Annotated in this window: 9 protein-coding genes and 1 pseudogene; 3 read left to right on the top strand and 7 right to left on the bottom strand. The window is 42.1% G+C overall.

The window, feature by feature from the left end; translation table 11 throughout:
* Positions 1–506 (top strand): transposase (locus ETF27_RS07165; protein WP_240048149.1); only part of this gene is annotated, 506 nt, incomplete at its 5' end.
* Positions 507–997: 491 nt separating this feature from the next.
* Here the strand turns inward: ETF27_RS07165 and ETF27_RS07170 are convergent.
* The 4 genes from ETF27_RS07170 to ETF27_RS07185 all read right to left on the bottom strand — a co-directional run bounded on the left by ETF27_RS07170 (position 998) and on the right by ETF27_RS07185 (position 5,241).
* The gene (locus tag ETF27_RS07170) at positions 998–1,924 is read right to left on the bottom strand and encodes a DUF4465 domain-containing protein (RefSeq protein ID WP_130828646.1); all 927 of its coding nucleotides are present in this window, start codon (positions 1,922–1,924) and stop codon (positions 998–1,000) included.
* Between the two features lie 619 nt (positions 1,925–2,543).
* Positions 2,544–3,116, bottom strand: coding sequence for a GNAT family N-acetyltransferase (locus ETF27_RS07175; protein WP_130828645.1), 573 nt, complete (start codon positions 3,114–3,116; stop codon positions 2,544–2,546).
* A 6-nt stretch (positions 3,117–3,122) separates the two neighbouring features.
* Entirely contained in the window at positions 3,123–4,607 is a 1,485-nt protein-coding gene (locus tag ETF27_RS07180; protein ID WP_130828644.1) for a phosphohexomutase domain-containing protein, read from the bottom strand.
* Between the two features lie 55 nt (positions 4,608–4,662).
* The gene (locus ETF27_RS07185; RefSeq protein ID WP_130828643.1) at positions 4,663–5,241 is read right to left on the bottom strand and encodes a DNA-3-methyladenine glycosylase I; all 579 of its coding nucleotides are present in this window, start codon (positions 5,239–5,241) and stop codon (positions 4,663–4,665) included.
* 96 nt (positions 5,242–5,337) lie between these two features.
* Between ETF27_RS07185 and ETF27_RS07190 the strand changes: the two genes are divergently transcribed.
* Positions 5,338–8,037 carry a 3'-5' exonuclease gene (locus ETF27_RS07190; protein ID WP_130828642.1) on the top strand — a complete coding sequence of 900 codons (2,700 nt, stop codon included), beginning with the start codon at positions 5,338–5,340 and terminating at the stop codon, positions 8,035–8,037.
* A gap of 856 nt (positions 8,038–8,893) precedes the next feature.
* Here ETF27_RS07190 and truA read toward each other — a convergent pair.
* Genes truA through ETF27_RS07205 form a run of 3 tightly spaced genes read right to left on the bottom strand, consistent with a single transcriptional unit; the run spans position 8,894 to position 11,783 of the window.
* A complete protein-coding gene (truA, locus tag ETF27_RS07195; RefSeq protein ID WP_130828641.1) occupies positions 8,894–9,676 on the bottom strand; it encodes a tRNA pseudouridine(38-40) synthase TruA in 783 nt (260 codons plus the stop codon).
* A gap of 25 nt (positions 9,677–9,701) precedes the next feature.
* Positions 9,702–11,255 carry a ComEC/Rec2 family competence protein gene (locus ETF27_RS07200; protein ID WP_158635982.1) on the bottom strand — a complete coding sequence of 518 codons (1,554 nt, stop codon included), beginning with the start codon at positions 11,253–11,255 and terminating at the stop codon, positions 9,702–9,704.
* 39 nt (positions 11,256–11,294) lie between these two features.
* Positions 11,295–11,783 (bottom strand): 3'-5' exonuclease, encoded by a 489-nt coding sequence (locus tag ETF27_RS07205; protein WP_130828639.1) that lies wholly within the window; start codon positions 11,781–11,783, stop codon positions 11,295–11,297.
* 239 nt (positions 11,784–12,022) lie between these two features.
* On the opposite strand from ETF27_RS07205, the pseudogene ETF27_RS11815 reads away from it, so the two are divergent.
* Positions 12,023–12,184 (top strand): annotated as a pseudogene (locus tag ETF27_RS11815) (IS110 family transposase); the annotation flags it as partial.
* Positions 12,185–12,255: the final 71 nt, after the last annotated feature.

The raw sequence follows: 12,255 nt of genomic DNA on the forward strand, positions 1-12,255 counted from the left end.
ATGCCGTCTGTGCAGCCTTTCCCGGTGCCGCACACCAGTTCTGCGTGGCACACGTCAAGCGACAGATACTCAGCGGCGCATCACATAAAGACAAACCGGTAATGGCGCAGCAGCTCAGTGAAGTGTTCCAATTGGAGAACAACGAGATGAATTCCTTGCAGGGATACGAACAATTCATTACCTTTGTCGAGAAATGGGAAAGGAAATATCCTGCACTAAGAAAGTACAAGGCTGAACGCAACAGTGCCTACTTCACGTATATGGACTTCCCGCCCCAAGTGCAGAGGTGCATATATACGACCAACTGGATTGAAAGGCTCAACAGGAAGTACAGGAGAACCATCCAAATGAGGACATCCATGCCATCAGAGAAGTCTGTCATCTTCCTCCTGGCAGCCGTGGCGATGGAGGAAACAAAGACAACATATGAAAGAAGAATATATCAATTCAAAAACTGGAAAGAAAAGAACAAAATAACAGTGGAAGTACAGAGAAAGGAAAGATGAATTACACACTTTTAAGGACACTACCGCTTTTGAAAAGTGAAAGCTAAGCTTTGGATAGATGAATAAAGAAAATTTAGGACACTATTGAGCTTTTCCCATATCGCCCGAGGAAGAATTTTCGCGTTTTCAACGACCTGCGCAAATAAAGAATATGTTTGTTTTTGTCCTGCCCGGATAGACAGGAGTTGATATGAGTGCATAGCGTATGGTGGGGGGTAATCAGTAAACTGCCGAATAACAAACCCACATCATTGAATTTTTCTAATGGCGGTCATTAGAAAAAAGAACTAAAGTGGGCTCTAATGATCGATTGGGGTTTAAGTTTTTCGCTTCGTTTGCAAAGTTAATACAGATATTTTAGAACCAAAAAAGATATAGTTCTTTTCTTGTTATGGTGTCTTGAAGTCAATAAAAATCCCACTATCCAAATAAGGTAGTGGGATGTATAATGCTTAATCCGTGTTTTGCATCGCCGCGGATAGGTCTTTATCTTATTTTATCATTTCCTTGCGAGTTGTTCCATCGCTCATCTTCACGATGTTCAAGCCGTGTTGCGGGGCATTCAACCGAACGCCGTTGGCATTGTAACGAGCCACCTCCATAGCATTGGAATCCTTGCTGACAACACCTTCAATGCCTTGAGTCGGAGAAACCAGCAACGTAATGTTATCAATGCAAGCACAAGGAGGAGTTTCGGATGCGCTGCCGTTGAAAGAGAATATTACATAGTCAATGTTTTTATCCATGAAATCCGCGAGATCAACCCATGTCCAATCTTTAATGTATTGCAACGAACCATCCTTAAATTCAGCCATCGTCACTTCTTTTTGTGCAAGTTTTGTGTCGTCATCATCTTCGGTTTCTCCGTATGCAAATCCCTCTATAACCAGCTTAAAGTAATCTCCGTCTTTGTTTAATGCAGGTGTGTAAGAATCGCCATTTAACATCTTTTCAAGGGTATAAGCTGAATTGTTGACATATAAACCTTTGATTTTTGTATCCTTTGCCAACTCGATAAATGTGTTGTTTCCGTTAATAATGCCAAAGGTTTCCGAATTGTATCCTCCTCCTTTTACATTATTATAGTAGTTGTAAGGATATTTTGCCGAATTGTCTGTTCTTTTTGAGATCGCAATACCGGTAAAGGACTCAATGTTGTTTTTCGAGTCCAAGGTGTAATCAAGTTGGAAAAGAAGTGGTCCTTCATAATATTTGCAATCATAAGTTGTAAGATCCTTGAGAAATGGATTTGTCACACCTTTTCCCTTCTTTTCTCCCAAATAATATCCATCAGCATTTAAGGTGATACCATCCAAGTTCTCGAATCCCTTTGCAACTTCCGTTAAGTCGTTCTGTGCCATGACCGGCATAGAGAAAACAGCCATGGCTGCTACCATTGAGTAAAAAATCTTTTTCATACGCTAAATAATATAAATTATAGTTTGATTGTTAATATTGATTAGGTTTGCCTGCTTACTCTTTTTTCAAAATGGCATTTTTCGCTAAGCCTCTCTTTGAAAGCAGACTGCTTACCATTTTTACTTAACATAAGTCTGCTCTTCTTTCATCGAAAAGCAGGTACGAGCGTGTTTTTGTAGCTCTGTGTCTGCATTAAAGTTTATTGGCTCTGTTTGCAAAGTTAATATAAAATTTTTAATGTGCAAAAATGTTGTGTTTTTATTTCTTCTACATTATAAATGAACTGTCTTTGTTGAGACACTTTCGCTCATCGAACCTCAAAAAGAGCAAGTAAACGAGTTTTTATATTCTCTTTTGACAAGCAGAAATCAGGTGTTTTTTAACTCTGCCTCATGCGAAACCATTGAAGCCATATCATCGACGCGAACAAATGCTTATCTCTTGCGGGGAGGGGATGAGCTTTTACCTCGCAAGGGCTTACCTTTCCAAAAGCGAAAACTCACGTTTATTAATTTATCTGCCTTATTTCTTTCTTTTGTCCCTACATCCTCTGTTCTTGGAACAGTTTCGAGCTTTGTGTACCAAGAAGAGCAGAAGAGTTATTTGACTTTACAAATATCAAATGGGGTACAACAGATGTCGCATGGGATGTCCGCCCCATTCGTTATCATCCACATATTGAAATCCGAGCCGCGAATACAGTTTTTCAGCTTTGGGATTGCCTTTATCAACGAGTAAGCCGGTCGGGAGATGGAGCATTCTTCCCTTTTCGATAGTGGCAAGGAGGAGTTTCGAGGCAATTCCTCGTCCACGACAGTTTTTATCCGTGCATAGCGAGTCTATGTAAAGTTCGCCACTTTGCGTCTCGTCCGGCATATCTGAATGGTCTATGCCGAACGATTGTTTTGCTCCTTCAATGAAAGCGCGTCGCAATTCGTGAAGTTTTGATCCTTCATAGCTAACACAAATACCCACAATTGTGTTGTCTTTTGTTTTAGCTACTAACGTGTTACGATAAGAATATTGAGAGTCCTCTTGTTCAACAAGCCGTTTCATCAGTCGATGGAAATCTTGCAAGGAGTGATGAGATCCGGCAAACCATTTGCAGCACTCGTGATTCATCGCCTCCATGATCATCTTGGCAATCATGGAAGCCTCTTCAGCGCGTGCGTTCACGATGTTTACAGTCATTGGTTTTTATTTCTTTAGGTCGTCAAACGCAGAGAGCAATTCTATGATTTGTTCCTCTATTCGCTGCACACCGCCTTTTACGTCCGATTCTATGTTGAGCGGTAAAACGGGATCGTGTAATGATTGGCGTAGCAAGAACCAGCCTTTTTCATTCTCTGCAGTGCAAGCCACGCGCACCCCCTCATAGTTAGGCATTACTATTTCCCATCCTTTATGTTTTCCAACAGATAGCTTCAACTCGTTAAGCACTTTTATGCCATAGTCCTTAAAGTCGTCAGCGGTTATCTTGAATCTTATCTCCTCACTTTCTTCGGGCTCTTTTAAGTCGGTAATCAAGTCTTGAAGTTTCTTGCCCTCTGTCTGCATTCGCGCTACCTCAATGAGCAGTTTTGCCACAAGATAGGCACCATCGTCAAGGAAATGGTTTTCTTTGAGCGCGGCATGCCCCGATGTCTCAATGGCAAGCCATGCTTCCTTACCTTCTTTGTTTAACCGCAACGCCTCGTTAATCACATTCTTATATCCCCTGCGGAAACGATGATGAATACCTTTTCTTTTAGAGATGAATTCCGAAAGTCCTTCTGACGTAACCGAATCGGTAACAATCGTACTGCCCGGGTGTTCGCGTAATATGATGGATGAGATTAGCGCAATGAGTGCGTTTCGGTTGATGGGCGTTCCGTTCTTATCTACAATGGCGGAGCGATCCACATCGGTATCGAAGATAATGCCAAGATCGGCTTTACTATCCGTTACCGCCTTACAAACGGACTCCATCGCATTTTTGTCTTCCGGATTGGGAACATGGTTCGGGAAATGTCCGTCCGGTTCTAAAAACCGGCTTCCTCGTGTGTCGGCTCCTAATTCCTCCAACACCTTGTGGGCAAAAAAACCACCTGCTCCATTCCCCGCATCAACAATGATTTTCATCCCTTTCAAAGGCTGAGTGCCAAGATTGGCACCATGCCGGATATAATCTGTGAGAAATCTGCTGTAGTTTTCCATGAAATCCACTTTCTGTATGTTTCCTTCTTCTCGGGTTTCTGTCTCCAGAAATTGTGGCGCGAGCTGCAAAAGGCTTGTGATGTCCGACTTATTTAATCCACCTTCGGAGGTAAAGAACTTCAATCCATTCCTGTTCCAAGGTAGATGACTGGCAGTAATCATAACCGCGCCGTCTATCTTTAGATTTGCATCAATGGTGGACATGAACATCGCGGGAGTCGAAGCCATACCGAAATCCAACACTTTGGCACCTGTTTCCGCTACTCCCATTGCGAATGAACGCAACAGTTCAGGACCGGAAATTCGAGAATCACGCCCTACGGCTATCGTCGGTTTTGTCTTTCCGTTCTTTTCCTTCAACCATGTAACAAAAGCCTTTGCCAATAATTTCACCACCTTTGTGGTGAGATTTACGTTCTCCCCTTCAATGCCTTCCAACGCTATGCCGCGAATGTCAGAGCCATTCTGTAGTTTTTTCCAATCCATTATAGTGTTGTTTTTCCTTTTATAATATCTTTATCTTCACTGCTTTGCAAAGATACTAAAAAGATTTGAGATTATGCCATCTGTCATGGTACTTAAAGCAATATTCAAAATGATCGTCAATGATGCCTATTGCTTGTAAATAGCTGTAGATGATGACAGTTCCGACATATTTGAACCCTCTCTTTTTCATGTCTTTTGCTATTTTGTCGCTTAACGCGTTGCGTGCGAAAGTCTTGTTTCTATGAGAGGGATAAACCATTGACTTTCTCTTGGTGAAGTTCCATATATAATGATCGAATGTGCCAAACTCCTCCCTGATTTTTATGAATGCTTTCGCATTGGCAGTCATTGCCTCTATTTTACTTTTGCTACGAATCATTTTCTCCGTATTCATCATGCGTTCCGTATCTTCGACAGAGAACCGCGCCACTTTCTCGTAATCAAAGTCGGAAAAGCATTTCCTCAATACATCTCTTTTCTTCAAGATAATCAGCCACGATAGTCCACACGACATGCTCTCCATTACCAAAAGCATAAAAAGTTCCCTATCATCATGTACAGGTACTCCCCATTCCTCATCATGATACTTTTGGAGAAGCGGCTCTTTTTCAGCCCATTTACATCTGTTATTCATTGACACATTGCTTATTTTGCTTACAAAGATAATGGATAAGAATGATAATTCAGAAAAAATATTTACTTTTGCAAAGGACCATACAATCAACCTGCCATGCGACCAAACGACATTTATACATTGGACAGCAGTCAAATTCCCGTAGTGAAAGCCGGCAGTGGCTACCATCTTGTTCTTGCCTCCCCGGGCTGCGGAAAGACACACATTTTAGCAGAGCGCATTCATTATGCACATGAACAAGGCGTGAGGTATGAAGATATGCTTTGTCTAACCTTTACAAATCGTGCGGCGCGCGAAATGCTCAAGCGTATCCATGTCGTGATGGATGATACCGAGATGGAGGCGTTAAAGGTGGGGAACGTGCATCACTTCTGCTCTAAATTCTTATTTGAGGGGGAATATGTGGCTGCCGATACTGCCATAATCGATGACGAAGAGGCTGTTGCCATTATTGCCGATTACAGAAATGAAAGCGAGGATGGAGTGTTGTCAGACTACAAACGATATAAGACTTACCAGGAAATTATCTTCTTTTCGCACCTGATGTATCAGATGGAGCATGCCCATCCGTGGCAGTATTTTCTTCATCCGGAATCTTTCACCGATGATGACCGCGATGCGTTGAAGGCTATTTGCCGACTGCAACGCAGGGAATATAACCAAAGGGTGGTGGCGGAGATATATCACAATGCGCAGCAATTCCTTGATGATGCAGATGCGCCGGACTTAGATTGGCGACTTGCCAACAAAATGCGATACTTGCTTTGGAAAATGTATTACGCTTCTTGTTATGAACAATACAAGACGCAACACCATCTGCTCGACTTTGAAGACCTGTTGCTTCGCACTTACGATATTTACGTCAGCGATGTGGGGTGCAAACGATACTCATGGATACAGGTTGATGAGGTGCAAGACCTCAATGCCATGCAGCTTGCCATTATTGATTTGCTCACGGAGAAAGAAAAACCCACAGTGATGTATCTCGGCGATGAGCAGCAAGCCATATTTTCGTTTATGGGAGCAAAGATGGAAACTTTGACACTCCTCAAAATGCGGTGTAAAGGAAACATCCATCACTTGTTGAAGAATCATCGCTCTCCTAAGTATTTATTGGACGTGTTCAACGATTACGCCGAAAAGCAAATGAATATCGACCGCGAACTCTTGCCCGTTACCGATAATGAAATGGCACTCCAATCGGGCGATCTGAGCATTCTGCCAAGCAAGACCATGGAAACCGAATTGGAAACTGTTGCCCAAAAAGCCTTGCAATTCCATGAAGCGAACAAGAATGATACAACAGCGGTTATCGTAAGTTCCAACGCTGATGCCGACAAAGTAAGCAAAGCGATGAACAGAATCCAACTTAGCCATTTTAAGGTGTCCGGTCGCGACCTTTTCGACACAAAAGGGGTGAAATTGCTTTTGGCACATTTGAACATATTGGCAAGCGAACACAACTCCCTTGCTTGGCAGCGCATATTGAAAGAGACGAAGGTCTTTCGTTCCAACGCACTTGCCGGTAGATTTGTTTATAAACTCAAGCAACTTGCCATTTCACCCATCGATTTGTTGCTCTACGAGGATAATACCTATGTCTCCGACTTTCTTCATACTTATCAAAATGAGGAAATCGTTGTGTTCGACACTGAGACAACGGGATTGAATGTTTTTGAAGACGATATCATAGAAATTGCGGCAATGAAGATACGCAACGGTGAAATCACGGACGAACCGCTTGATCTCTACATCCAAACCGATCGCCCCATATTGCGACTTCTGGGAGATAAGGAAAATCCTCTGTACGAGATTTATCACGCGAAACTCAATCAGGGCAAACTGCTCTCATCCCAAGAGGCTTTGCAACGCTTCATCGACTACGTGGGAGATGCCGTGTTATTGGGGCATAACGTGAATTACGATTACAACATCCTGGATTACAATTTTCGTCGGAACTTAGGACGTTCCATGCGCCAATATTCAAATCGCTATTTCGACTCCTTGAAACTGATGCGACTTCTCGAGCCAAATCTCTCGAATTACAGGTTGGAATCGCTCCTTAAACATTTTCAACTTGTGGGCGAGAACTCTCATCGTGCCATTGACGATGTGGGGGCAACGGTGAGTCTTGCTCGCCTTTGTTTCGAGAAGGCGAAACGAATGGTCACATCACAAATTTCCTTTCTTCATCACCCAAAGGTGCAACCATACATTCGCACCTTTCGTTTCGCCTATCGAGATTTGTTTGTTGAGGCTTATGACAGTCGATATGCGTTGTGCGACGGAAGCGATAGCGCATTGGTGAAGAACATGAAAATTGCCTATGAATATTTCCATAAAACCGGCACAATAGCAGAAATAGAACGACTGGGCTATATATTTCGTTTCTTGGATATGGATATGATAACCGACGAAAGCGTACCCAATGCCTTAATAGAGCAACTGAATAGCTACATGGCAGATATCAACACGTTGAAAGAAAGCGACTTCTGCAACAGTGTAAGTATTCGGGAACGAGTCTATGTTACCACGGTTCATAAGGCAAAAGGATTAGAATTTGATAACGTCATCGTGTTCGATGCTGCCAATGGGCGCTATCCCGGTTCATTCAATAAGAACAAAAAGAACGATGAAGAGGATGCACGGAAATTCTATGTTGCCATGTCGCGCGCCAAACGTCGCCTTTGCATTGCCTATGCCCTGACAAGCAAAGATCGTTACGGTGGTATTCACAATCGCGAACTTACTCCTTTCATGGATGCCATCCGGCAGTATTTTGACGTGAAGTGTTGAGAACCGCACGGCAGTTTTAATCTTGTACCGGGTATATACATAACGCAATCGGGCAGGATAAATCTTTGGCAAACCAATAACCGGGAATATTTTTTATTGTGAAATATCTTTACAGCTCCCTCTTTCCCTTTCGCTTTTTCGCGATGCGTAATCCTTTTCTTTGCAAATTCTCAAATTATCGCGTTTCATGTAATTGTCTTATTTTCAGCGGTCTATATTGATACGGCATATCAAAACTTATCTTTCCCACCTTTCTCTCTGTATATTCCTTTCTAAAAGCTTAGCTTTCGTAACGCAATCGCTTACGTTTTGAATACCGAAAGCTTAGCTTTCGCGCATCAAAAGCTTAGCCATTGTGCATTCCCTCCGGTTTTCTTGTCAGAGAAATTGCTTTTTATCGTCTTTTTATCTTTCTTCCTTTTCTCTTTTTCCCTTATCCGAAATGTTAAAAACTCGCACTTTTTCTTTACAAATCATGCCTACCTGATTAATGCTTTTATTTTCCCATTTTCTGTTTTTCACGTCCAAAGACATTCTGGCTTGAAGTATGACGTGTGAGTCATAAAAAGTATGAATGCGAATGATTATCGTTTAAAAATTAAGGATGACCACCTTTTCCCCTCGTAAATTTTCAATCGCCCGGATTTATCTTAACTCTCGTGTTATGTATCGCGATTTTCCTTTCGCGCCGCTATCTTTATGGTATTCGTAATCAATCAACTATCAGAGTATTACGAACAAACAGAGATGCATACGGAGAGAAGCTGTATTGCCTCTTGGGGAAAAGTATGTTCGTTTTTTGAAAACGTATAATCGTTTTGTTGCGGAATGCAGATGATGCCAGAGATAGTGTCAGCTATTCGTTTATATTTGAAGTGGGATAAGTAACATCCCATAGGAAGAGTGCATTTCCCGGGACACTATCTCCGGCATCACCGCGTTCACCTGTATCGACTATTCGCTTAAACTCGTTGATGCTCAACCGTCCGCGTCCTACATCAATTAGTGTCCCCACAATTGCGCGAACCATATTCCGCAAAAAACGGTTGGCAGTAATGATAAAGCACCAATTACCATCTTTACAAACATCGGCAGCACCAATCGGTGAAGTTGTTTCACACCATTTGGCAAAAGTCACGGTGCAAATCGTCGTGCGCACATCTGCTCCAGCTTTACAAAAGCACTTAAAATCTTTCTCACCCAAGAGATATTGTGCAGCCTGATTCATTGCCCTAAAGTCGAGATTATAATGTAATTGATAGGAATATTTCCTCAAGAACGGATTTTTCGTACAATGTAGGTAATAGTGATAAGTACGGGATGTGGCTGAAAATCTCGCATGCAGTTCACCATCAACCGGATAAACGTTAGCCACCGATACATCATGGGGAAGCAAACGGTTGAGCTTATAAATCAATTGCTTTGTATTGATGGGATTTTCAAAATCAAAATGCGCTGTCATCTTACGGGCATGAACACCGGCATCTGTTCTGCCGGCACCGGTAACAGACATCGCCTGCCTTAAAAGCGTGGACAAGGCGTGTTCCAAAACCTCCTGAACGGATATACCGTTAGGTTGGATTTGCCACCCATGATAATGGGTTCCGTCATAGGAAAAATCGATAAAATATCTCTGCATATTCGACATGCAAAGATAATAAAATTTAACGGAACTCCAATCGATCGCTAAAAAAACTCGATAACAGCCAACAAATCAACAAAAAGACATAGATGAGAAAAACCTGAAAAGCGGAAGGGTTGATATTCTCGATACTTGCGCCGGGTAAAGAGGCAATATGATGTAAGGTGGAATTCAGAAAGCCTGAGATACCGGTCATCAATCTAAGAATGAAAAAGTAAATATCAGGAAAAGCATAAGTTGCAAACATTGCCACTGCCAAATAAAGAATAATCAACGCGCAGGGAATGGCAAATAGGTTCGTGAGAAAGAAATAACAGGATATTCGCTGAAAATAATGGGCGACCAAAGGTGCTGTTCCCAATTGAGCCGCAATCGAAACAACCATTATGCTCCACAGCCATCTTAACACCCAAACTTTTTGAAGTATCGCGGTCGGAATGAGATGATAAAGAATAGGAAAGAACAACGAGATGGACAACACTGCCATGAACGACATCTCAAAACCAATGTCATAAAGGCTCATCGGATGTACTACCAACATAATGATTGCTGCCAACGCCAAAGTGTTTACAGATAGTTTGTCGCGCTTCAATAAGGATATGGCTGCAAATATTGTCAGCATCAAGGCAGAACGAACCACAGAAGGCGAGAAATCCACGATGGCGACATACGCCCAAACAGCCATTAAAGCAATCAACTCCTTGACAGCCAAGTTCCGAAGGAAATTCATTCCGGGAATTCCACGAAACAACGAGAGCAAAAAGAGAAGCGCACCATAGATAATACTTAAATGCAGACCTGAGAGAGCCAACAAATGGCTTGCCCCGGCAACAGAATAATCATCTTTTACATTTTTGGACAACAGTGACTTATAACCTAAGGTCATCGCGGAGACCACTGCTAAATCATCATTCTTCCCACACGCACTCTCATATTGCCGTAGAAGTTGATGTCGAAAACGTTTCACAAGAAGCGTAGCTCTTTCCCAATGACTTAAACTCCTCAAATCAAGCGAGACTTTCTCCCAGTTGTTAAAATAAATAAAGGTGGTGAAAACGTATCCTTGTGTCTTCATCCATGTGGCATAATCGAAATCCGAACCCGGAAAATTAACCGGTTCTTCCATTCGCGAGTATGCCTTAATTCCGTCACCGACATGAAGATGTTGATAACGGTTTGAGACAGTATCTCTTAATATCGATGCCTTTACCTTAATAAGTTTGTCATTGTTCAAGACTCCCAAGTCCGCTTGCACTACCTTTCCATGCCTTTCCGGTTCACTCAAGACAACGGCATCGTAAAAAATCGGATGGGAAGGCAATGAAACATTAGCAAACTCATTTTCATTCGCCATCAGAAAACCACCTAAAAAGAATATGGAAAAGTACAACAAGCCACTTTGAGCAAATTTTAACCTGCGGAACAAATAAGAAAACAGTAAAAACGCAATGAAACATATCAACCATGCCAAACAGGAAATCTCACCTATGAAATTCCTTGCAACAATCATACCGGGTATGAGTACCGCCACAACCTTGACAAGCGGATATAACTGCATTTCGGCTGTTAAGTTCATGCGTAATTTCATTAAGGTAACTAACGAGCTCGAGACAGCTTACAATATCTTCATGGCTATAGCTGCACAAGCCTCAGCATCAGCCAAAGCATGGTGATGGTTTGCCAAATCATATCCACAGTGCGTGGCAATGACATCAAGAGAGTGCTTGCCACCATGCCATAATTTGCGCGATGCGACAAGAGTACAATAGAACTCATAATCGGGATAATCCATCTGATATACTCGAAAAACAGCTTTTAAGCAACTCTCGTCAAAAGCTTTGTTGTGTGCCACAAGAGGTAGCCCGGCTATCTTTGGCTCAATTTGTGCCCACACTTCCGGAAAATTGGGAGCATCTTGAGTATCAACCTCGCAAAGACCATGAACCAAACTACACCAGTAAGTATAATATTCCGGTTCCGGCTTAATTAATGAATAAAACTCATCCGTAATTACTCCGTCACGCACAATGACTATTCCAACAGAACACACAGATGAACGCTCATTATTGGCTGTTTCAAAATCGATTGCCGCAAAATCTTGCATGATTAATTATCTATTTTCTCGTTTCTCTTCGTTTTTTATTGTTACAAATTTACATAAAAATCACGATATATAAGCCAGTGGAAATAAAAAAAAACGGAAAATAAATTCCCGCCCCCTCCCTTTTGACTGTAAAAGTGTCAAGACCAACATAAGTTCTTTATCCTAAATGCGTGATTTGATGCTCAAATATCACGTACAGGGGGGGGATGAAAAGCACGAGTGTATATTCAGTGAGCTGGGTTCGCGAGAGCTTTGTCCCACCAGAGCTCATACAGCAATTGTGGCAGTACGACTTTGATGGCGAGATTGTTCGTAAGCTGAGCAAGCTCGATGCTGTAGTGCAGTGCTGCAACATACGGACCAGCAACTACGTCTCAAGTGCGAACAGCAAGAGTTACAAGATCTGTCATGTGGGATTGTCCCGAAAAACGGCTGTTTTAGTTACTTTGATAAAAAGTTATTTCAGGTTTTA

This window comes from Prevotella brunnea (genome assembly GCF_008016795.1).
GTDB lineage: Bacteria > Bacteroidota > Bacteroidia > Bacteroidales > Bacteroidaceae > Prevotella > Prevotella brunnea.